Below are 23,134 nucleotides of genomic sequence, written 5' to 3'. Positions count from 1 at the left end.
GCTTAAATTTTAGTTATTAAGATTTTTGAGTTATCAGAATTAAGTGTTTTTCTTCTGAAACTGACATATTCGTTATATTTTTCTTTTGGAAAGATCCCTTTGTTTACTTTGATACTTCTTATTACTTTTAATTCCTCTCCATTTTTCACAAAGTTTAATTTATAAGTCCCAAATTCTGAATTGATTGTAACATCATTGGGGATTTCATCAATTTTGTAATTTTTAGGAATTATGAAATTAATTTCATACTCATCATTAAAGGATTGTCCGATTTCAAAAGGAAGTTCTCTGCTTTCTTCTGTTTTGTAAAAATTATTTGTAAAAATAGGCACAGCTCTAAATAATAAACTACTTCCCATATTTTTAGAATAATTATTCGCCTTAAAATCAATATCAAATTTCCCTACAGCATTATCTTTGTCATTAATAAAATCTTTCATTTCGATTCTTTCAAAATTTAAGACATCTATTCTATTTTTAAGAGCTTCATTTTTCTCTTTTTGAGATAAATATGCAAATCTTAAGCAATAATCATACTGGCTTCCTGTATAAGAAAATTTACCTTCGCCTGTAATACTATTATCTTCATTAAGTTTAATATTCAATTTCTGAGTTTCTTTATTCTGCTCAGCTTTATAAGAAGGTGTGTTTACAATATCGATTCCGTTTTTGGTAACAGAAAGAACATTTCTGTCTGTTGTAGTATAACTTAAATGATTAAAAGCCAATTGTTGGGAAGTATTTTCAAGCCAGATATTTCCTTTTTCTGTAGGTACCATTAAAATAACGTGATTTCCTCCCATTTTTGGAAAATCAGGGTCAAAGGAAACTTCTGATGAATTAGAATTGATTACAGAATAATATGATGGAATTCCTGCTTCATCTAATAAAGTTTTCATATAGTTTGTAAGACCTTTACAATCTCCATATCCTTTCTTCTGTACTTCATCAGGTAACATAGGTTGCCAACCTCCAATCCCTAATGCTACAAAAATATAACGGGTTTTTGTCTGCATATGCTGATAAAGCTTTTTAACTTTTTCTTCTGTTGAACCTTGTAAATTTAATGCAGCAACTTCAGCTTTAATAGCAGGAGAAGAAACAGAAACAGGCTGTAAAATACTATTATAATACCACGCTCCGAAATCTTTCCATGTATTAATACTTCCCTGTTTGCCTTCAAGATTAAATTTTGTCAGAGCAAAACTTACTTTAGGTAAAATATTTACAGGTTTAGGTACCATCAATGCATCATCAATTGCCGGAACGTTTTTATAATTATAAACTTTTTCTCCAGCATTATTACTTTCAATCACTGAAGTATAGTTATATTTTGAGGGATATGTTTTTGTTTTTAACTCAATTCCAGATTTGTTAATAATCCTAAATTCTCCATTTTCCAATGATGTGTTGGTTGTAGAAAAAGGAACAAAATCAGGAATAAAAACCGTATTTTCGTTTGTAATCTGATAAGAAAAATCAATTGTATAAGGGTATTGAGAAGGCGTATAAGATAAAGCTAAAACTCGATTATCCGAATAAAATACCCCTTGATTATTATTAGCAAAATCACCAAAATCAGATTTGGAAAAGCTTTTTATTTTCTTCCCTGATTCGTCGTATATTGTAACTTTTACATCTGAAATATTATCTCCTTTTTCATAAGGAATATAAGCCATTGCTTTTTCGTTACCATCTTTATTTAAAACTGTAGTAACAGTATTAATTTGATATTTTATTTCGTCAATCTTATTTATTTGAACCGTAGTAAAGTCTTTTCTGATAACGACATTAGCATTTTTTTTCAAACCTTCGGGAATTGCAGAAGCCGGATATGTCTGAGCATAATATATTGAAGCCAATGAAAAAGCCCCAACACAGAATATTTTCATCATAGTTATTAAAAATTAGGCAAATCTAGTAAAATCTTAATAACTGTTAAAATTATTTTTCATTAAAGCAAATTCTCCAATGCATCTTCAATATTCGGATAAGAAAACTGGAACTGATTTTTAATTAGTTTTTCTGGAAAAACATTTCTACTTTTTAATAATAATTCAGTTTCTGTTTTAAGAAATAATGAAGCCAACTCCAGTTGCCAAACAGGTGCATTTAACCCAAACGGAATTTTCATTTTTTTTCTTAATATCTGCATGAAATCTTTATTTTGCAACGGATTGGGAGCGGTAATATTAATTGCTCCAAAAGTATTTTCATTATTAATAACATATTCAACCGCTCTGCAAAAATCATCAATGTGAATCCAGCTTATATATTGATTACCTTTTCCTTGTTTTCCTCCTAAACCAAGTTTGGTAATCATTTTCAATTTCGGAAAAGCACCTCCGTTATTGCCCAATACAATTGAGGTTCTCAATGCTACTTTTCTTATTTTTTGATTTTCTACTTCAAAAAATTCTTTCTCCCAACTTTTACAAATATTCATTGAAAAATCATCTCCTATAATTCCGTTTTCTTCAGTATTCAAATGGGTTTCGGAATGTATATAAATAGTCGCCGAACTTGCATTTAACCAAACTTTAGGCGGATTAACACAATTATCTATAGCTTTTTGAAGTATTTGTGTACTGTCGATTCGAGAAGAATAAATTTCCTTTTTGTTTTTTTCTGTATATCTGCAATCAACTGATTTGCCAGTCAGGTTAATCAAAACATCCGCATTTTCAAACAAATTCTTCCAATCTCCTAATGTTTTTGCATCCCAATACACCTCATTTTCTCTTTTAGGATTTCGGGTTAAAATAAAAACCTGATTTCCTTTTTCAATAAAATATTTTTCAAGATTTTTCCCTAGAAACCCTGTTCCTGCAGCAATTATGATTTTCATCCTTTTGATTTTTATGGTTAAATAATATATTTTTTTGTTTTCACTTCTATTTCAGAACCTTCTGCTAACATTACAGAAATAGGATCTTGATGATTTAAATATTCAAAATCATTTCCGTAGATTTTTTTGAAATCAATTTCAATTTCATAATTTTTCACTCTGTAATAATTCCATTTCGGATGGCAAACTTCATACTCCGAAGTTGTATTTCCTATCTTCGTAAATCCCCAATAATGCTCAGTAATAAATTCAAATTCAGAGTCCTTTTCCATTTTCAAAGGTTCATTTTCAGCACAAACTTCAATAGAATGCCAAGTTTTATCTTTCCAAGAATATTTAATCAACAACTCATTATCTTTCTCATGAATCAAATTTTGCATTGGCATTGTCTCATAATTTTCTTTATAAATTGAATTGGCAACAAAACTCAAAGCAGGTTTGGGAACAATTTCTTTAATGAAAACAACACCTCTCTTCCACTCATTTCCTTCTTTTTTCTTCACATAAAATCTCAAATTCACTTCTTCAAAATTTCGGTGAAATGGAATTGATAATCCCAACAATTTTGTATTTAAAAACATAAATCCAACCAAACTCACATAGCATTTACCTTTATAAAAATCGAGTTCAGTACCTTCCGGTAGATATTTTGTTAAGATTTCAGGATTTATTTCGTAATTGATAATGGCCAACTTACGCCATTCTGCTTTTAAAAAATTCATAGCAATTCTTATTTTTAATTTCAATTAATCGTCATTTTTTCCGCTGTACTTTTAATGAGTTCATTTCTTTCCATCAAAAACTTTTTCAGATAATTTTTCAGAAAAACATTGTTGAAGAGTTTACCGATAATTCCAAATGGAGACTCAAATTCAAAAATGTCTATCATTATAGTGTATTCTCTTTCTTTTCTAAAAATATGTTGATGTTTCATAGATTTGAATGCTCCTTTTATCATGACATCCGTAAAATGATACGGTTTTTCCATTTGGATTATTTTGGAAGTTAATTTTTGATAAAAGCCCAAATGTTTGGCTCTCCAAGTGACAGTTTCATTTAATTCTATTAAGCCAGAAGTTTTTCCTGCAATTGCTTTTTCGTTAGTTTTTTGAGTTGATTTTTGATGCAAATCAATATCTCTTGATAAGTCAAACACAGTTTCTATATCTGATTTCATAATTGTTTTAAGATAAATTCTAGACATATAAGCATATTAATATAATTGCAACTAAAACTCTGAAAATCATCCATGAAAGTGTTGGAAGAAAATTTAATTTCAAGATTTTGCATCTTCTTAAATGTTCTAAAAACATGATGAAAACGACAAATCCAAAATAAATAAGATTGAAAAATGGATTGAAATTTGTAAATAAAGCAGGAATTAATAATATTGTTCCTATTAAAGAAACGGTCATCATATTTCCGAGGTAATTCCAAAATCTATCTTTTAAATAAACATTAAGAAATAAGGTTTGCCAAAGGATTTGGCCAATACAAATCATCAATTCTCTTGAAAAATTTTGACCGAAATTCAGTCCTAATTTCACTGAAAAAAGACTTAAAATATAAGATGAGAAAATCACTACAAATCCAATATACAACAATCTGTATTTCAAACTAAAATCTGGCGTACAAGATGTTTCAGTATTATCTTTTGCAGAAGGAATAATTTGTTTTCTATTGTAAGAAACAAAAGAATACAATTTTCTAAAAAACCAATAAAAAGGTGGTATTCTGGCTATTTTTTCTAAAAAAGGAAAAGAATTTCCGATAATAACCAATAGACTGTCTAATCCGTAGATTACCTGATTTTTGTTGTGGTCTACCAAAGCAATTTCATTTTTAGCACGATTGAAATCAATCAAGTTTTTATTCTGAAAACTAAGTTCCGTAAAGGCTTCTCTCCCGTTTTCGTCCAACATTCCTGATCTAATAAAACCTTTTGAGTAAATGTTACACATTGGACATTCGTTATCGTAAATAAGAGTGTGATTTTTGAGGGTTTTCATTGTTGTGGATTTAAAGATTTATATGAGTAATAATTTTCATATACATACATTATAGCTAATAATGGACTGTAAAAGAAGGCTGCTAAAATGATAAGACCAAAGAAATTAGTAATATCATTATATTGTTTAAAAGCTATAATTACTGTAAAAGACAACCAAACGGGAAGAATAAAAATCCCATAAATAATATAGCTTGTCGACTTTGGTATCTTCAAAAACAACTTTATCAGAAAACTTATTAACTGGGGGATTCCAACTATAAAATAGAACAATAAAATTCCCCATCCATTCGAACCACCAACAATAGCAACAACAATTCCTATTATGAGAAATAATAACTGTGCGTAATAATCATATTTAATAAACTTTTTCATCTTAATATATTTTAAATGTTAACTTTTACTTTCATTTTCCACCGAAGTAGAGTATTAAGAAAATATGAATGATTAAATTTTTCATAATTATTATTAATTTTAAATTTTCAGTAATTTTTGAAAATTAATTTTAAATAAAAAAGGATTTTAAAGTCCTTTCCTATTTCAATAAATTGGTAATCTTACCAACAAGCCAATGGTCGTCACTTTTAATCGCCAAATCCATTATGTTATTGATTTTTCCTGTCACCGAACTAAAATCTTCCATTAATTTGATAAATTCTTTAGCTTCAGGAGAATCTTTATCATCGATATCTTTCAATTCTTCTAAAAATGAAATTACAGGTTCTATCTCTCTTTTTCTACGCTCTTTTGTGATTTGCTTAAACAAATACCAAACATCTTTTTCAGCAACAAAGTATTCCTTTCTATCACCTTTTACAAACTCTTTCCTTACAATTCCCCAATCCATCAAAGCTCTTAAATTCATATTGGCATTCCCTCTCGAAATTTCAAGCCCTTCCATTACCTCATCGGTAGAAAGTGGTTTGTCACTCGCTAAAAGCAAAGCATGAACCTGCGCCATTGTACGATTGATTCCCCAATTCGTAGCAAATGTTCCCCAAGTCTGAATGTATTTTTCTTTAGCTTCTGAAAGTTGCATTTATCTAGTTTTTAAAATTGCTATTACAAATATAATTAAATATTTTGAATTTTCAATAATTTTTGAAAATTAATTTTAAAATAAAACAGACATCCTTTTGAATGCCTGTATTTATCTTTTTACTCTGTGAAAATATTAAAATTGACAATATGATTAATATTTTTTTTAATAATTGAAAAAAACACTTTATGGCTCAATATTTACACGAATTCCTTCGTTCCAAAATTTAGACTCGGGCATATAATATAGGTAAACATTACTCGCTTTACTTGTATATTCTCCTGCAAATTCCACTTTTAAATCTAAATTAATGACTTTTGTTTCATTTGCTCCAAAGTGCTCCCAATACAAGACTAAATAATTATCAAAAATTTCATAATAAGAAACTTGTTTTTTATCTATCAAATCTTTCAACAAAGCATTTTGTAAAGTTAAACCCGCCGGAATACCAATTTTGGCAGTAGTCATTGGTAATTGTGTGTTCTCTTTGTTTTTTATTGTTAATACTAATCTATTGGTTTCTCCTACTTTTGCCCTTGAAAATTTCAATCTCAAATCCATCGTTAAAGGAATATCAGTACTTTTGGGAGCTTTTAAAGTATAATATTCATAATCTAATTTATATGGCAAACCCTTTTTATGAATATAACTTACGTTAATTTTATTTTCTCCTGTTTTATAAGCAGAAGCAATACTCATACTAGGGAAAACGTCAGAACCATTAATTTTTATCATCGGCTTATCATTTCCAAACAATTTTTCATTTTGTTTGAAAAATCTTGATAAACTTTCTAATGCTAGACTTGTTGCCTGAGTAGAACCATAACCATAATATCCGTTCATTTGTATTAATTCATTGGCTACCTCAGCAATTTTTAACTGATTCAGTTTTTCATCTTTTTGCAATGCCATCATATAAAGTGATAATGTTTCTGCATTCGCTGAAAATCCGCCGGAACCTGTAAATGTAACGCCTGTTTTCAGTTTTTTGTCTTCGTATTGTTTATTTAAGAGACTTAATATTATATCATATTCTTTGTTTTTTCCAAGATTTGCCGAAACATTTGCCATTAAAGCTAATTGATAAGAATCTTTGGTTGACAGAGCTTTTCTTAGCATTACATCATAAGAATCAGACAATTCTGGGTTCACTCCAACTTTTGATAAAGCATAGAGAACATACATATTTCTGGACCAAGAATATTCTGAATAGGGCTGGTTGATTTCATAATCTCTTCTCACTTCAAAAAGTCCATTTTTGCCTTTCTTTGAAAGAATAAACGAGTGTAATTTTTGAATAATTTTAGTATCAATATTCACATATTTCTTCAAATCATTAAATTCTAATAAAGCAAAAGCTGAAACAGCAACATTAGATTGAGTAGCACTAAAATATCCGAATCCTCCATCTTCATGCTTATAACTCAACATTTTTTCAAAGCCTTTTTTCAAGTTTTTCAATACTGTCTTTTCTGTTTCATTATCTATTTTTCGGACAGATTTCAAATAATCCAAAATGAAAATATTAGGATAAACCGTAGAAGAAAGCTGTTCAAAACAGCCATAAGGTTCTCTTTTAAGACGTTCCAAATCTTCAAACATCTGTAATGCCCTGTTTTCAAATACATAATATGATGACTTGAAACTTCCGTCAATAAACTCAGGAATTTCTATTTTAATATTTTCTTCTTTATTATTAATAATTGAAAAACGATACGGAAATCCCTTCTCTTCAACCTTAAAAGGAAGAATCATTGATTCTCTAAAATCGTCTGACTTTACAACAAACTGAATATTAGAATTAACCACCTCATTTGTTTGCATTTTTACCCACAATCTTCCCGATTCTAGAGGTTTTAGAGAAATAATACTATCAAATTCAATAAGTTTTACGCGATTAGGAACAATAACATCCATTGTCATTCTTCTTGTTTGTGATGAATTATTTTTAATCACAACCGGAATATGCATTTCATCAGCTCTGGTAACATATTGAGGAATTTTTGTATCAATTGCTATTAAACTTTGTGCCGAATATGTTGTTTCATCTCTTCCCACCAATCCGTTTACAGAAATACCCTCTGTAAGAATTCTAAATGTAGTATTCGCATCAGAATTATAAAACTCAATCTTTGCTTTTCCGTTTTTATCGGTTTGAACTACAGGATTCCAATAGATAGCTTCTCTATAATCAAATCGATGAGCTGTATTGGTAGTTTCATATACAGGATATGAAAACTGTCGACTGTATGAATATTGAGTCAAACTATCTCTCGGAACAGCCAACACAGCAAATTGTGATTTAGGAGAAATATCAATTTTAGTTTGTGCTACATTGTTTTTCAATGAATTGATAATAACTACTCCATTTACTCCTCTACTTCCATAAATAGATGTAGCAGCTGCATCTTTTAAAACAGTGATACTATTAATATCATTTGGATTAATGGAGGTGTCGAAATTTTCCACAAGAACTCCATCTACAACAAATAAAGGTTTTTTATTAGAAACTGAAGAAATCCCTCTAATTAAGATATTAGTATTCCTTTCATTACTAATGGATGAAACTTCTATTCCTGCTACTTTTCCGCTTAACAAAGAACTTAGGGACTGATTTTGAATTTCATAATTTTTCACAGTTGTCACGGAACTTGTCGTTTCTTCTTTTCTCTGTAAACCATAGCCCAAAACAACAACCTGTTCTATGTTTGTCTCCTTACTTACAGTATCTGATTTTTTGCCTCCTTTTTTATAAAAAAAGTTATCTGTAGTATATTTTTTTTCGTTGGGTTTTTCTTTAATATCAGCTTCTTTTATAATTTCCTCAACATCAATATTATTCAATTTTTGTTTTACCAAAGGGTTAATATTCAGCTTATAGGACAATAATCTTATCTTAACTTTATGTTTAGGCTTAAATGATTTAGCAATCACTTTATAATGGGTATATTTTTCTAAATCTGAAAAATAAAACAATCCGTTTTCTGTAGTTGTTTGCTTGAGAATTTTTTGGTTCTGAATTCCTTCTTCCACCAAATATACTTCGGCTTTTACAGGTTTTCCATTTTCATCTTCGATAATTCCGTAGATAGGATTTTTCTTTTCGGGTAAATATTTATATTTCCTGCTATTAATAATCTCAGGAAGTAATTCAAAGTATCGATAACCATTGGTAAGCATTACCAAATCCAAACTTTTTGAGGCTTTCTCTTCTTTTTTGTCAAAATAAAACTGAGGTCTTTCAATTTTCCCTTTCAATTCAGAATCCATTAAAAGCCAAGATATAATATGATTTTGCTTATCATCCGCATACGTCCAAAGTTTATCGTCAATTACACTCATGCCCAAGTTTGCAGAGATAGGTTTGTTATTTTCATCCGTTGTTTCAATATTTACTATAGCTTTTTCTCTTGGTAAATAGTTTTTCTTAGAAGGAGTGATTTTAATTTTTAACTGTTTATCCTCATTACTGAAAACAATACGCTCTGCAAGAGGAATATTATTTTCTAAAATCGTAAACCGATAGATTCCAATTGGGAGGTTATCTTCATTTATTTCAATTTCATTATCTCCTTTTTTCAAAGAAACAGTCTCTTCATAAACATCTTTATCACGAAAACTACTTTTTATAAGAACATTTTTCGGGTCTGTAGAGACAATTTTTAATCTTAATTTTTTGTTTTTCTTTATTACATTAAAAACTACACCTTCATTTTTTGCAATAGGTAATGGATAAATCGATTTTATATTTTCAGGTTTAATGATTTTAGCATAATATGTTTCACCAATTTGCGGAATGATAGTAAAACTTCCCATCCCGAAGTTGTAAGCTGTAGCTTCTGTAATTTTTTTATGATTTTGGTTATAAATTTCTAATGAAGCATCTACAGGCTTTTCAAACTCATCTACAATTTTAAAGGCTATATTTTGTTCAAGTCCATTAATGAAAGTTCCGCCTTCAGGCATAAATTTCATATCAAGGTTATTCAAAACAATCGGGATATTTCTGGAAATAGACTCTGTAAAGCCATCAAAATTTACTTTAATATTCAGCAAACCATCTGAAGATTTTAGAACATCAGGAAGTCTAAAATTCAATTGATTTTTTCCTTCTTTATCAGTAATTAATTTTCCGTCTACAATTTTCTCTCCATGATGCATTATTGTATATTCCGCTTCATAAAAAGGAATAGGAAGGTTGCTAAGACTTTTCATTGAAAAATCTGCAATCACCTCATCTCCTGCTCCATATCCTTTTTTAGGAAAATCGAGCTTCATTAAAATTCTTGGAGAAACAATTTTTTGAAGCGTGATTTCTTTTTCAAAAGCATTTTTTCCTTCTTCATTTTGCATCCAATGGGTATAAGCGCGAATTTTGTAAATTCCTCCTTTCATGTCTTTATCAAAAGAAAAAAATCCTTCTGAATAGCCATTTTTAATTTCATATTTCAACTTTTTAAAAATACTTCCGCTGGGTTCTATCAATTCAAAATTAACCACACGACTTTCTTGTGTAGGAAGATTATTTTCTCCCTGAACAACGTAAATTTTATAGTACATTTCGTCCCCCGGCTTATAAAAGACGTGATTCGTTTGTACATATACTTTTTCTTTCCTAAAATCCTGAAGAATTTTTTGTGCTTTGGTAGGATTGATGAATAATAGCAACCCGAACAATATGATATAAGTAAATCTGAAATTCATGTCTTAAAATTTAAATGAAACCATGCAACCAAAAGTTTTGAAAGACGGTAGATTAAAAAAATCAAGTCCTCTTCCGTTATCTGTATCGTAGAAATTTTGGGTAGGATCTGCTCCTTTATTCTCCTGCCACAACAGGACATTATTAACATAGAAAGTAAGCGTCAACATTCTCGATGTATAATTAATAGGAAACTTTGCCGAAAGAGAAATATTATTAATTTTTATATAATCGGCTTTTTGCACATAATTTTCTGCAACTCCTAAATAACCGTACCTCGACCATCTGTTTTGAGACACATCTTGAGACAGATTATAAAAATCTACAGCAATTTGATTAAGATTTCCTTCTGAATTTACTCCCTCAAAAACATAATTTTTAGTATTTCTATCTTCGCCCGACTGAAATGACCTTCCGTAATAATCTAAAACTACCTCTGTTCCGTTCCAAATTTCTCCTCCCTTTTTCCACTCCCAATTGATATCCAATGAAAAACGTTTATAATTGAAATTATGATTGAATTTTAAAATGAAATCAGGAGTTGGATTGGCTATAATTTTAAATCCATCCGCTTTTTTTGGAAAACCATTCTCATCAATTATCATTTGTCCATCTTTATTTCTATCAAAATAACTTCCCATTACTATACCCAAAGGATTTCCACCAGAAAGGGTTTTATAAATATCATTAAATCCTGAAATCGGTAAATTATTATATCCTGAAACAACTTTGTTTACAATATCTTTATAGGAAAAAAACGAAATTCTGTGATTCATAAACATATTCTGAAAAAGCCTTACATTTTCGTAATTAAAACTCAAGTCATATCCTGAATAAGTATGGTTTGCTAAGTTTTTTAATTGTAACTGTTGATTTTCAAACACAGGAAATACATCATTATTTATTTTTCTATTAAAATATTCCCCTTCTATATTTATTCTATACCCCAATTTTAGGGCAATTCCGGCTTTCCATTCCTTTGTATCAATGGTTGAAAGCCCATTAAAACCCTGAACTTCACTTGCAGGAAAATATTTAAATGCATTCTGTGCATTAAGCAAGGTCGTAAAATAAGATGCATAAGAACGTGTAATTTCCGGCTCTGAACTCAGCTGAGTATATGAACCTAATACTTTGAAATTAAAGTTATTCCAATGAAAAATATCTTTGAATAAAACGAAAGCATTTGCTTTAGGAAGCCAATATTTATTATTGTTTGAAGTATTTGAAACATAAAAAGAGTTCCCTAAATTTAATCCCATCATAAAATCAGATTCATTGATTTCCATATCATAATTGAAAATATAATCCTGAGATGTACGCTGATATTGGTTGCTAAGTTGATACAGACTATTAAAAACATCCGACTTTGTATGATTCAATATAAAATTGAATGTGAAGATATTTCTAAAATAATAATCTCCTAATGAATAATTTCCTAAAATGCTAGAGTTATAAAAACTATTATTTTGTATTCTTTCATTATTTATACCTCCATTAAACCCAACTGTAGAAGGTTGGTAATGATCATAATTCCAATATCTTTCTGTTCTGTAAGATTGAATTAAATTCAGTTTAAAATTTCTCCATTTTTTGCTAAACTCAGCATTATATTGACGATGGTTATTTTTATAATTATATTTTTTATCTTGATTAAAAAGATAAAACGGATTATCAGCATTGCTACTATAACTTCTTTGAAGCTGATTACTCAAAAAAATATTCTGTGAATTGGAAAACGAGATTGGAGTCAGTAAATAATTTTGATAAACTCTATTAAAAAAAGCTATTCTATTAGTATTTGTAGCTTTATTTTCGTTGTAATTTAATCCGAAATTGAGCAAATAACCATTTATATTAAAATTCAGTCTTCCATCAATAGTATTTACAATGTTGAACTGGTCTTCAAAATACATCTGGTCTTTTTGCTGTCCCAAATCTAATGACAAACGAATTTTTTCTTGATATCCTTCTTTAATAAAAGCATTAACTTTCAGTTGATTTTTAAACCCAACTGTTGTCTTAAAAATATCATCGTTATAGATTTTTGCAGGTAAAATTCCGTTTGAAAGATTCACCAAACTTCCATTTTCATCAAATTCATAAGATTGATTATCAAAACCTAAGGTAGAAATATCTGGACCAAAGCTGAACATTTCATTCGTTTCTGGTCCTCTCCAAACCCAATTCCCGTTTTCGGCTCTTCCTTGCACATATTTATTTTGAGTTTTAGGAATAGAATTTCTGCTTTTAACTTCAAAAGAAGTAGTAAAATTTCCGTTAAGAAATAAATCTCTTTGTTGTATGGTTTTCAGCTTAAAAAGACTATCATTTTTTTGTTTAAGTTTTCTAACAGAATAATAATACTTGTCAGAATTTTTGCTTAAAACAGTTTTGGAGTTTTCAATGCTGAATGTATCATCATTATACTTAGTAATTGAATTATCATAATCTTTACTATAAATATTTTGTACATTTTGTTTTTCAACTCTACTATCTAATATATTTTTTAGTTCTTGAAGATTATAAGAAAGTACAGCATATTTATTTTTGCCATTGTTCCAAACTAAGGTATCATAAGGCTTCGCTGCAATAATCGCAAAACCTTTCTCATCGGTCAATTCGTAGATACCGCTGTTTTTATTATAAACTTTTAAAAAATTTTGAGGTTTATTTTTATGATTTAAAAATGTTCCTGAATAATATAATTGGGAATTCTGGGCAAAAACAAAGACGCTTGCAGCCAGAAAAAACAACAGGTAAATCCTTCTCATTATCAATAATTTATGTGAAAATTATATATTAAAGATTAACATATGAAAATTTCTATTTCACCGAATCTTTTACTTTTTTAAGGGTTTCCGTCCCTTTTGTTTCGATTACAACAACTCCATTTGAAGCCTTATTTCCATAAAGAGTAACCGCTTTTTCACCTTTTAAAACCGTTACAGATTCTATTATATCAGGATTTATTTGTTTGAAACCTTCTGCATCAGAAATCTTTCCGTCAATGACATAAAGAGGAGGATTAGAATTAATTGAAGAGCTTCCTCTAATCACAATATCAACTTTCCCAGAACCTTTACTTCCATAAGGACTTATGGTCAACCCCGAAACAGAACCTTGCAAAGAATTTGTAATACTTTTATCTTTCATATTTTCTGCTAATTTTGGAGATGACTCAAAAGTTCTATTTTTTTTAAAATTTCTATTCATCCCGGCTACAAGAGGTTCTTTCATCTCATTTACAATATCAAACCGATTAAGCGGAAATAAAGATTCTGCTGTGTCTGTTTCAATTATATTATTCTTTTTAGAAATATCATTTGAAGAAATGATTCTCGTAGAAGCATTTACAGAAGATTTTTCCCTTTTGATTCCCATTGCTATTACTTCTTCAATGTTTTTCACTTTCAAAGTATCTTTGGTTTTGGGGAAAACTTTTTCTTCTACCTCTTTCAAAATTTGTTCAGAATTTATATGATGTTGATTTTTTGAAAGATTAATCTCATTTTTCTGTTTTTTCACATCCTGATAAGCTAAAACCTGATTATTTTTTGATAAAATAGATTTTGCAGATTCTTTTTTGATGTTAGTTTTTACAATACTATCAATTTCCGCAGCCTTATTAAGTTTTTGAATTTCCAAATTCTCTGCAATTACATTCTGTAAAATTTCAGGTGCTGATTCTTTTTTATTTAAAAAGTAAAAAATCCCTGTACAAATCAGTAAACTTGCAGCAATTCCGTAAGGAAACCAGTTCTTAATTATTTTCTTTTTTTCTTCTTTTTTATCTAATTTTTCTTCTATTCTACCCCAAACTTTATCAAACCCAGGAAAAGTTTCAGCCTCATCCAAAGATTTGGAAGCTTCATTAAAAGTTTTATCGATATCGTGATTATTTTCCATTGTTGTAAATGTTTAAATGTTTTGATTAATCAAAAGTTCCTGCAGTTTTTTTCTTGCAAAGTTGAGTTGAGACTTAGATGTTCCTTCACTAATAGAAAGCATTACGGCAATCTCTTTATGAGGATAGCCTTCAATAGCGAAAAGATTAAAAATTGCTCTGCAACCTTCCGGAAGAAAATTCAAAAGGTTCAAAATATCTTTTTCAAAAGAAATATTGTCTCCGTTTATTTCAGCACTCTCAAAATGATGTTCATCTAAAGAAATATAAAGTTCTTTATTAGCGCGCAATTTTTGAAGACATTCATTCACAGCAATCTTTTTTGCCCAAAACTCAAAAGTATCAGGATTCTGCAATTGATTCATCTTTGTGAAAATTTTATAGAAAGCATCTGCCAATACCTCTTCTATATCTTCTTCACTTTTCAGATAACGCCTACAAACCGAATAAAGTTTACCTGACATTTTCTCGTAAACTTTCCGTTGTGCATTCCGGTTATTGCATTGACATTCTAACAATAATTCTCTTTCCATATGAAGGATTATACTATTATAGATGCACACATTTTAACAATGGTTGGAAACATCTTAAACTTTTTTTAAAATTAATCTAAAAATTGTATTCAATATTTAACTTTTTCGTCTGTAACAAATCTTTAATACCAACGACTATTAAATCAAATAATACGTTATAGTAATGAAAAACACCAAATTTGTATCATTACTTTTTGTTTTGTCTGCAGGAAGTATGATGTTTGCTCAAGATGACTTAATCAATAAGTTAAAAAACAACCAATCTCAAAATGCTAATTTCCAGTTCACTACCATCAAAGATGTAGGTGCAACTTCGGTAAAAAATCAAGGTTCTTCTGGAACTTGCTGGAGTTATTCAGGAAATTCTTTCCTTGAGTCTGAAATGCAAAGAATGGGTAAAAAACCTGTAGACTTAGCTGAAATTTTCACGGCAAGAAATTCTTATCATGAAAAAGCAAAACTATATGTTTTGAATAATGGAGCTATTAGCTGGGGAGATGGAGGTGAACTTCACGATGTAATCAATATGTACAAAAAGTACGGAGCTGTACCTCAAGAGGTTTACACCGGGTTAAAAAAAGGACAAACTTTGAATAATTTCAAAGAAATGCAGGGAAAATTAAAACCAGTTTTAGATAGTTTGGTTCAGGCTTCATCAAAAGTTAAACTTTCTGACAACTGGATGGCTTCTGTAGATGCTATTTTAGATGAATATTTAGGAAAAGTACCTTCAAACTTTACTTACCAAGGAAAAAATTATACTCCAAAAACTTTTGCTCAAGAAGTTGTAGGTATTAATACTGAGGATTACGTAGAAATTTCATCATATAAAGATTATCCTTATTTCCAAAAATTTGTCATCCCGATTCCTGATAACTGGAGTCACGATTCTGTATGGAATGTACCCATGAAAGATTTAACAGCTATCATTGATAATGCTGTAAACAAAGGATACTCTGTAGGTTGGGCAACAGATGTTTCGGAGCCTTATTTTTCATACAAAAATGGTGTAGCTTATGTTCCTGATATGGATTTAGACCAAATCAATGCAGAAAACAAAGGAAATCTATTTACAGAGCCTAAAAAAGACAAAACCATCACTGAAGATATGCGCCAGAAAGCTCTTAATAATCTTTCTACAACAGACGACCACGGAATGCATATCGTAGGATTAGCAAAAGATCAATCGGGGAAAGAATATTATATGGTTAAAAACTCTTGGGGTATAACGAATGATTTTGCAGGATATATTTATGTAACAAAACCTTATGTTGAATACAAATCAACTGCAATTTTAGTTCACAAGAATTCTATTCCGAAGAATATTTTAAAACAATTAAAGCCTAGTAAGAATATTGGTTTATAAAATTAGTTTTTACTATAAATAGCACTTTAGATATTTAAATCTGTTAAAAAATCCTCTTTTAGAAATTTTAAAAGATGATTTCTTTTAAAATTAATTAATGATAGTTGTTTTTAATAAAAATAAATCAAAGATAATAACTAGCCTGAATGTACTGTGTTGGCCCAATCGAATGTTATTACCCTCCTAAAAATGGGAATCTGGGATATTAGAGATGCCTTCCTTTGAGTGTTGGATATCCAAACTAAAAAAATTTAAGATGCGCTTTCAGAAATTCTGAAAGCGTATTTTGATTTGGAAAAATCTGAATCATATACCTTTAAATCTACTATAATAAATCTTGTAAAATGTCATACTTCATAATATTCTAGATAAATTTTGAAATATCAAGAAAAGAATAAAAATATAATTATATTTGCTAACTTTTATAAAAATCAACATGAGAGGAAAAATTACTTTATTTCTATTAGCAGTCCCATTTTTAGGATTCGCGCAATCAGGAATTGGGAGCATCAATTCAGGAGCCGTTTCTTCAGATAACTTCAGTCATTCCGTTGGTGAGATCTATGTAATTCCAATTGATCCTGAGCAAAATAACTCTGGAACAATGGGAATACTTTATCAAACAGTGTTACAAGTTTTAGGAGTAAGTGAAGTTAAAGAAGAAACTTTAAAAGTTTACCCTAATCCTACTACGGATTTTGTTTATATAAAATTAAATTCCAAATCAAAAATTGATGAAGCTGAAATCCATGATACTACAGGAAGGCTTATTCTAAAAGCAAAAATAGAATCTGATAAGCTTGATTTAAGACCTCTAAATCAAGGAGTTTACTTCATTTCTTTCAAGAACTCAGATTTAAAGCCAATTAAAATTATTAAAAAACCTTAAAATTATTCAAATTATGAAAAAATTATACGCTATTTTAGGAATATCTATTTCTTCCCTATTTAGTGCACAAGTTCCACAAGCTTTTAGTTATCAAACCATTGCTTTCAATGTTTCTGGTGCTCCAATCGCAAATGGAAATGTATCATTAAGAGTAAGTATTTTGGAAAACTCTGCTACAGGAACAGTTTTATATACAGAGACTCATAATAAAACAACAAACTCTAAAGGTTTAGTAAATCTTAATATAGGACAAGGAACGGCTACAACAGGAAATTTTGGAAACATCAACTGGGGAACAAACACAAAATTTGTAAAAGTTGAACTTGATCCTCAAGGAGGTTCTAATTATACAAATATTGGAGTAAACCAATTAATGAGTGTTCCCTATGCTCAAGTAAGTAAAACTGTTGTAACTGGTGCAGGACAAGGAATTACCCTCACGTCTCCCAATGGGACAAGTTATACTTTGAGTGTAGATAATTCTGGAAACTTAAGTCTCCCAACTACATCAAGTTCAAACCCAAATTTCCCTTCTGACCTATATATGTATGGCTCATATAACAATTTTAATGCAAACTCATCAGAATTATTGAGAAATTTATATGGATCTGAAAAAATAGGGTATAAATATTTACCTTCTAATACACAAATTAAATTTATTGCTGGTCAAAATACTTCTGCACAAGTATATGGTTCAGACAGTCAAAGTTCATTAGTTATTAATGGAGGAAACTTTAACGCTTCTTCTAATGGCTTTTACAAAATTCACATTGCTAACTATGGTCCATCAATCCTAGTAAAAGTATTGAATATTAATCCTACTATTCAGCTAAATTATAATGGAAGCAGTACTATTCCTCAAACCTCTACCACAACTTATAATACTTCAACCAATAAATTTTCAATAAATATAACGGATGTTACTTCCTCAAATTTTTCTGGGTTTAATATTCTTTTACCTGGAGGGGGTAGTACAAATCAAGAACTTTTGGGTGATAATTTAAGTGATGGCAGTTTTGATATAGAAGGTGCTTATATTATGATCCCGAACCTAACAACTACTCCAAAAAACTTCAAAGTCGAATTTAACATTAACTTTGACGGAACTGGAACTTATACAATTACACAAATATAAATTTAAAGAGGCACAAGCCTCTTTTTTTATTTAAAATGAGTTGAAAAAGAATCATAATTACTAAATTTGTGAGTCTTAAAAATCAAATAATAAATTACACTATAATGTCAGACAAATCAAAAATCTATTACACCCTTACGGACGAAGCTCCAATGTTGGCAACACATTCTTTTTTACCAATTGTAAAGGCTTTTACAAAATCTGCAAACATTGAGATTGCTGTTCCGGATATTTCTTTGGCAGGAAGAATTTTAGCAAACTTCCCTGAATTTTTGAAAGATGACCAAAAAATCGGTGATGCTTTGGCTGAATTAGGTCAATTAGCTACTCAACCTGATGCAAATATTATCAAATTACCAAACATTTCTGCTTCTGCACCTCAACTAGATGAAGCAATTGCTGAACTACAAGCTAAAGGTTTTGCAGTTCCTAACTACCCTTCTGAACCAAAAACAGAAGAAGAAAAAGCTATTAAAGCTAAATATGCTAAAGTTTTAGGAAGTGCCGTAAACCCCGTATTAAGAGAAGGGAACTCTGACAGACGTGCTCCAAAAGCCGTTAAAAACTATGCAAAAGCAAATCCTCACAGAATGGGTGATTGGACTTCTGACAGTAAAACTGACGTTGCTCATATGGACAATGGAGATTTTTACGGAACTGAAACATCTACAACTCTTGAAAATGCTACAAAATATAAAATTGTTTTCAAAGGAAATGATGGTTCTGAATCTTTATTAAAAGATTTTGCAAACCTTCAGGCTGGTGAAGTTATCGACTCTTCTGTAATGAACCTAAATGCTTTAAAATCTTTCGTTCAAAAAGCTATTGATGAGGCTAAAAACAAAAATGTACTTCTTTCTGCACACTTGAAAGCTACAATGATGAAAATATCTGACCCTATTATTTTCGGAGCAATTGTAGAAACTTTCTTCAAAGATGTATTTACAAAATATGCTGAGACTTTCAAGTCTTTAGATATTAACCCAAACAACGGTCTTGCTGATCTTTTTGAAAAAATCAAAGGAAATGCTCAGGAAGCTGACATTAAAGCTGATATTGAAACAGCATTAGCAAACGGACCAAGAGTGGCAATGGTAAACTCTGACAAAGGAATTACCAATTTCCATGTTCCTTCTGATATTATTGTTGACGCTTCTATGGCTGCATTAGTAAGAGGTGGAGGAAAAATGTGGAACAAGGACGGAAACGAAGAAGATACAGTTTGTATTATTCCGGATCGTTGTTATGCTGGTTTCTATCAATCAGTTATTGATGATATGAAAGCAAACGGAAAATTAGATCCTACAACAATGGGTTCTGTTCCAAACGTTGGTTTGATGGCTCAAAAAGCTGAAGAATATGGATCTCACGATAAGACTTTCCAGGCTACAGGAAACGGAACTATTGAAGTTCAGGATGAAGCAGGAAATGTTCTTCTTTCTCAAAATGTAGAAACAGGAGACATCTTCAGAATGTGTCAAACTAAAGATGCCCCAATTCAAGACTGGGTAAAATTAGCCGTAAACAGATCTAGATTATCCGACACTCCAGCTATTTTCTGGTTAGACAAAGGAAGAGCTCACGACAGAGAAATCATCAAAAAGGTTGAAAAATATCTTGCTGATCATGACACAACAGGTCTTGACATCAAAATTATGGATGTAAAAGATGCCATGACTGAGACATTAAAAAGAGCAAGAGAAGGAAAAGATACAATTTCAGTTTCCGGAAACGTATTGAGAGATTATTTAACAGATTTATTCCCAATCCTAGAGCTTGGAACTTCTGCTAAAATGCTTTCTATCGTTCCTTTGATGAATGGTGGAGGTTTATTCGAAACAGGAGCAGGAGGTTCTGCACCTAAACACATCGAACAGTTTATTGAAGAAGGATATTTAAGATGGGATTCTCTTGGTGAATTCTTAGCACTTCAGGCTTCTTTAGAGCATTTGTCTCAAACTCAAAACAACACTAAAGCTCAAGTTTTAGCTGATGCATTGGATGAAGCTAATGCTAAATTCTTAGCAACTGATAAATCTCCTGCAAGAAAAGTTGGTGGAATCGACAACAGAGGTTCTCATTTCTATTTAGCAATGTATTGGGCAGAAGCTTTAGCAAACCAAACTGCAGATGCTGAACTAGCAGCACAATTTGCTCCGGTTGCACAGGCAATGCAGGAAAACGAAGCAGTAATCAACCAAGAATTAATCGGTGCTCAAGGTAAGCCTCAGGAAATTGACGGTTATTACAAACCAGATACCTACAAAACATATGCTGCAATGAGACCAAGCACTGTGTTGAACGAAATTATCGACGGAATTTAATTTCTTTACAATTAATAAATAAAAGCTCCTTATTTAGAGGAGCTTTTTTATTGGTTAATTATTATTCATAACTAAATTAACAACCATTAAAATATTAGAACGGAATATTTAATTATTTTTTATTTTTTTCAATATGTTTGCAAAATTATAAAATCTTTAATGAAAAAAAACTACATTATTCTTCTTTCATTATCAATGATTGGTTTTGCAAATGCACAGGAAAACGAAAACCACATTGATGAAGTTGAAATCCATGCAAGATCGAAAGTAACAAAAGAAAGAGAAGAATTTAAAAAACACGCTCAATCCACTGAAATTATTTCTGAATACGAAATTAACCGTAATAATCCCGCATTCATAGAGCAAAGCCTTGGAACAATGGCTGGTGTTCAGGTAGAAAAGAGAACCCAATTGGGAGGTCAGAGAATTGTAATACGAGGATATGGTAACGACCAGAAATTCAACAATTGGGGAGTCAAAATGTATCTTAACAATATTCCTCTTACCGGAGCAGATGGAGTTACCATCCTGGATGATATCAATTTCGGACTAATAAACCGTATAGAAGTTATAAAAGGACCTGCAGCAACATTATACGGAGGAGGTTCAGGTGGTGCCGTTAGGTTATATATGCAACCTGAAAGCAAAAAAGGTGTATTTATTTCAGAACAGTTTAATACCGGTTCTTTCGGACTATTCCAAAGTTCAACTTCTGCAACCTCTGTAGGAGAAAACCACTCAATTACTGCCAACTATGGTCACATAGGTAGTGACGGATACCGCCCTCATGGAAAAAGTATCAAAAATTTTTATAATATTACAGGAGAATTCAAACTCAATCCCAATCAAAAAATATCTTTATTAGCCTCTCATGGTAACTCCTTAGAGCAGGTTTCGGGTCAAATTTCTTATGATGATTACTATAATGGGATTGATAATGGAAATTTTGCATATATAAGGCGTGGAGCGAAAACAAAATTTATCACTTCCAGAGTAGGAATTGGTCATGATTGGAAAATCACTCCAAATTTCAACAATAATACAACTGTTTTTTATACAGGTACAAACGGTGAAAGAATTGCAGCAGGAGCTAATGAAACTTCATCTTTTTCTAATTATGGTCTCAGATCTGTATTCAACTTTAATAAAGATTGGAAACATTTCAAAAATCAAACGGAATTCGGAATTGAAGTTCAACAATCACAATCTAACATTACCAATTACCGCTATAAAAGTGTAAAAAATACAGAAGAACCAGTTTTAAGACCTCTGTATGATGGATCGTATTTAAAGAATACAAACAATCAATCCAATTATTTTGCAGTTGAAAAAATCACTTACAAACCTTGGGATTTAATGTTTCTTGCAGGGGTAAGCATTAATCAAATCAAATACAACAGAGAGGATCTTTTGGCTCTTCCTGGATTATTCGTAATCAACGGTAAAGATTATTACAATAAAAACTTATCTTTTGATAAAAAATTCAAAGCAGTAGCCAGCCCTCATTTCGCGTTACAGAAAACTTGGAAAAACCAGATATTTAATCTTAGCTACAGTGAAGGATACAACGCCCCTACTTCAGCTACAGCTTTTATAAGTGGCCTGAATGTGACAAACGATAATCTTATTGCAGAAAAAGCCAAAATGTGGGACTTCAGTATTCAAGGATTGATAAAAGACAGCTCCATAGATTATCAATTTTCTTTATTTAATATCAATATCAAAAATAAACTTACCCAACTAGGAGGAAGAATACCTAATGCTGAACAGACACCATATACTTATTGGGCAAATACCGGAGATCAAAAAAATAAAGGTATGGAAATAAGTGTAGGGTATTCTCACAAGCCGGAAAATTTATTTATTTCAAAAATTCAGCCGTTTATAAGCTTCACTTATAATAATTTTAAATATTCAAATTTCAGTACTTATTTAAAAGAAGACGGTAAAAAAGCAGACGTTTATGTATATGATGGTAAAAATGTAATCGGAATTCCTAAGACAAAATTATCTTTGGGACTTGATTTTGAAACTAAAATCGGATTATACTGGCAGAATACTTATAACTACATCGGAAGTGTTTATACAGATTTTGCCAACACCAACAAAGTGAAAGGTTTTGGTCTTTTAAACTCCAAAATAGGTTATAAACATACCTTCAACCAATGGGATTTAGATATATTTTTAGCTGGAAATAATCTTACTAATCAAATCAATTACACATTTCTTTTTTATGGAAATAATATCAATGATTCGGATCAAGACAATCAATATAACAATCCTGCTGTTTACACCGATATTACACCTGGAGCAAGTAAAGCCTATTTCTTTACAGGATTCAGTTTAAAATATCGTTTTAATAATTAACCTTCCTACCAAAAGC

At 30.4% G+C, this 23,134-nt stretch carries 16 protein-coding genes; 5 read left to right on the top strand and 11 right to left on the bottom strand.

Annotated elements, in window-relative coordinates:
* Positions 1-2: 2 nt before the first annotated feature.
* The 11 genes from OH806_RS14860 to OH806_RS14810 form a co-directional block, all read right to left on the bottom strand.
* Complete coding sequence (locus tag OH806_RS14860; protein ID WP_264744464.1) at positions 3-1,895, bottom strand: DUF3857 domain-containing protein; 1,893 nt, start codon at positions 1,893-1,895, stop codon at positions 3-5.
* A 59-nt stretch (positions 1,896-1,954) separates the two neighbouring features.
* Positions 1,955-2,848, bottom strand: coding sequence for a TIGR01777 family oxidoreductase (locus tag OH806_RS14855; protein ID WP_264744463.1), 894 nt, complete (start codon positions 2,846-2,848; stop codon positions 1,955-1,957).
* 17 nt (positions 2,849-2,865) lie between these two features.
* The gene (locus tag OH806_RS14850; RefSeq protein ID WP_264744462.1) at positions 2,866-3,570 is read right to left on the bottom strand and encodes a YqjF family protein; all 705 of its coding nucleotides are present in this window, start codon (positions 3,568-3,570) and stop codon (positions 2,866-2,868) included.
* A 20-nt stretch (positions 3,571-3,590) separates the two neighbouring features.
* Positions 3,591-4,052: an SRPBCC family protein gene (locus OH806_RS14845; protein ID WP_264744461.1), complete on the bottom strand. Its 462-nt coding sequence runs from the start codon at positions 4,050-4,052 to the stop codon at positions 3,591-3,593.
* A complete protein-coding gene (locus OH806_RS14840; protein ID WP_264744460.1) occupies positions 4,045-4,857 on the bottom strand; it encodes a DUF393 domain-containing protein in 813 nt (270 codons plus the stop codon). Before OH806_RS14840 ends, OH806_RS14845 begins: the two co-directional genes overlap by 8 nt.
* Positions 4,854-5,231, bottom strand: a complete 378-nt coding sequence (locus OH806_RS14835) for a hypothetical protein (protein ID WP_264744459.1) — start codon at positions 5,229-5,231, stop codon at positions 4,854-4,856. The genes OH806_RS14840 and OH806_RS14835 overlap by 4 nt, the downstream gene beginning before the upstream one ends.
* 160 nt (positions 5,232-5,391) lie before the next feature.
* Complete coding sequence (locus OH806_RS14830; RefSeq protein ID WP_264744458.1) at positions 5,392-5,895, bottom strand: GbsR/MarR family transcriptional regulator; 504 nt, start codon at positions 5,893-5,895, stop codon at positions 5,392-5,394.
* Positions 5,896-6,081: 186 nt separating this feature from the next.
* On the bottom strand, positions 6,082-10,599 hold the full coding sequence (locus tag OH806_RS14825; RefSeq protein WP_264744457.1) for a TonB-dependent receptor plug domain-containing protein: 4,518 nt from the start codon (positions 10,597-10,599) through the stop codon (positions 6,082-6,084).
* 3 nt (positions 10,600-10,602) lie between these two features.
* Positions 10,603-13,371, bottom strand: a complete 2,769-nt coding sequence (locus OH806_RS14820; RefSeq protein WP_264744456.1) for a hypothetical protein — start codon at positions 13,369-13,371, stop codon at positions 10,603-10,605.
* A 52-nt stretch (positions 13,372-13,423) separates the two neighbouring features.
* Positions 13,424-14,506 (bottom strand): TonB-dependent receptor plug domain-containing protein, encoded by a 1,083-nt coding sequence (locus tag OH806_RS14815; protein WP_264744455.1) that lies wholly within the window; start codon positions 14,504-14,506, stop codon positions 13,424-13,426.
* 12 nt (positions 14,507-14,518) lie between these two features.
* Positions 14,519-15,037 carry an RNA polymerase sigma factor gene (locus tag OH806_RS14810; RefSeq protein WP_264744454.1) on the bottom strand — a complete coding sequence of 173 codons (519 nt, stop codon included), beginning with the start codon at positions 15,035-15,037 and terminating at the stop codon, positions 14,519-14,521.
* 163 nt (positions 15,038-15,200) lie between these two features.
* Between OH806_RS14810 and OH806_RS14805 the strand changes: the two genes are divergently transcribed.
* From OH806_RS14805 to OH806_RS14785, 5 genes are all read left to right on the top strand, one after another.
* Positions 15,201-16,403 (top strand): C1 family peptidase, encoded by a 1,203-nt coding sequence (locus OH806_RS14805; protein WP_264744453.1) that lies wholly within the window; start codon positions 15,201-15,203, stop codon positions 16,401-16,403.
* A gap of 436 nt (positions 16,404-16,839) precedes the next feature.
* A complete protein-coding gene (locus OH806_RS14800; protein ID WP_264744452.1) occupies positions 16,840-17,292 on the top strand; it encodes a T9SS type A sorting domain-containing protein in 453 nt (150 codons plus the stop codon).
* A gap of 13 nt (positions 17,293-17,305) precedes the next feature.
* Entirely contained in the window at positions 17,306-18,427 is a 1,122-nt protein-coding gene (locus OH806_RS14795; RefSeq protein ID WP_264744451.1) for a cadherin repeat domain-containing protein, read from the top strand.
* A 104-nt stretch (positions 18,428-18,531) separates the two neighbouring features.
* A complete protein-coding gene (locus tag OH806_RS14790) occupies positions 18,532-20,751 on the top strand; it encodes an NADP-dependent isocitrate dehydrogenase (protein ID WP_264744450.1) in 2,220 nt (739 codons plus the stop codon).
* Between the two features lie 159 nt (positions 20,752-20,910).
* Complete coding sequence (locus tag OH806_RS14785) at positions 20,911-23,118, top strand: TonB-dependent receptor (protein ID WP_264744449.1); 2,208 nt, start codon at positions 20,911-20,913, stop codon at positions 23,116-23,118.
* Positions 23,119-23,134: the final 16 nt, after the last annotated feature.

Origin of the sequence: Chryseobacterium oryctis (assembly GCF_025971925.1) — a bacterium.
In the GTDB taxonomy this organism is placed as follows: Bacteria; Bacteroidota; Bacteroidia; order Flavobacteriales; family Weeksellaceae; genus Chryseobacterium; species Chryseobacterium oryctis.
The sequence above is the reverse complement of the archived record's forward strand: the minus strand, read 5'-3'. Positions and strand labels throughout refer to the sequence as shown.

Bases quoted from the DNA above. Each gene is read 5' to 3' on its own strand.
- OH806_RS14845 (WP_264744461.1), bottom strand. From the start codon at position 4,052: ATGTCTAGAATTTATCTTAAAACAATTATGAAATCAGATATAGAAACT.
- OH806_RS14820 (WP_264744456.1), bottom strand. From the start codon at position 13,371: ATGAGAAGGATTTACCTGTTGTTTTTTCTGGCTGCAAGCGTCTTTGTT.
- OH806_RS14830 (WP_264744458.1), bottom strand. From the start codon at position 5,895: ATGCAACTTTCAGAAGCTAAAGAAAAATACATTCAGACTTGGGGAACA.
- OH806_RS14850 (WP_264744462.1), bottom strand. From the start codon at position 3,570: ATGAATTTTTTAAAAGCAGAATGGCGTAAGTTGGCCATTATCAATTAC.
- OH806_RS14815 (WP_264744455.1), bottom strand. From the start codon at position 14,506: ATGGAAAATAATCACGATATCGATAAAACTTTTAATGAAGCTTCCAAA.
- OH806_RS14805 (WP_264744453.1), top strand. From the start codon at position 15,201: ATGAAAAACACCAAATTTGTATCATTACTTTTTGTTTTGTCTGCAGGA.
- OH806_RS14790 (WP_264744450.1), top strand. From the start codon at position 18,532: ATGTCAGACAAATCAAAAATCTATTACACCCTTACGGACGAAGCTCCA.
- OH806_RS14795 (WP_264744451.1), top strand. From the start codon at position 17,306: ATGAAAAAATTATACGCTATTTTAGGAATATCTATTTCTTCCCTATTT.
- OH806_RS14825 (WP_264744457.1), bottom strand. From the start codon at position 10,599: ATGAATTTCAGATTTACTTATATCATATTGTTCGGGTTGCTATTATTC.
- OH806_RS14835 (WP_264744459.1), bottom strand. From the start codon at position 5,231: ATGAAAAAGTTTATTAAATATGATTATTACGCACAGTTATTATTTCTC.
- OH806_RS14840 (WP_264744460.1), bottom strand. From the start codon at position 4,857: ATGAAAACCCTCAAAAATCACACTCTTATTTACGATAACGAATGTCCA.
- OH806_RS14785 (WP_264744449.1), top strand. From the start codon at position 20,911: ATGAAAAAAAACTACATTATTCTTCTTTCATTATCAATGATTGGTTTT.
- OH806_RS14855 (WP_264744463.1), bottom strand. From the start codon at position 2,848: ATGAAAATCATAATTGCTGCAGGAACAGGGTTTCTAGGGAAAAATCTT.
- OH806_RS14810 (WP_264744454.1), bottom strand. From the start codon at position 15,037: ATGGAAAGAGAATTATTGTTAGAATGTCAATGCAATAACCGGAATGCA.
- OH806_RS14860 (WP_264744464.1), bottom strand. From the start codon at position 1,895: ATGATGAAAATATTCTGTGTTGGGGCTTTTTCATTGGCTTCAATATAT.
- OH806_RS14800 (WP_264744452.1), top strand. From the start codon at position 16,840: ATGAGAGGAAAAATTACTTTATTTCTATTAGCAGTCCCATTTTTAGGA.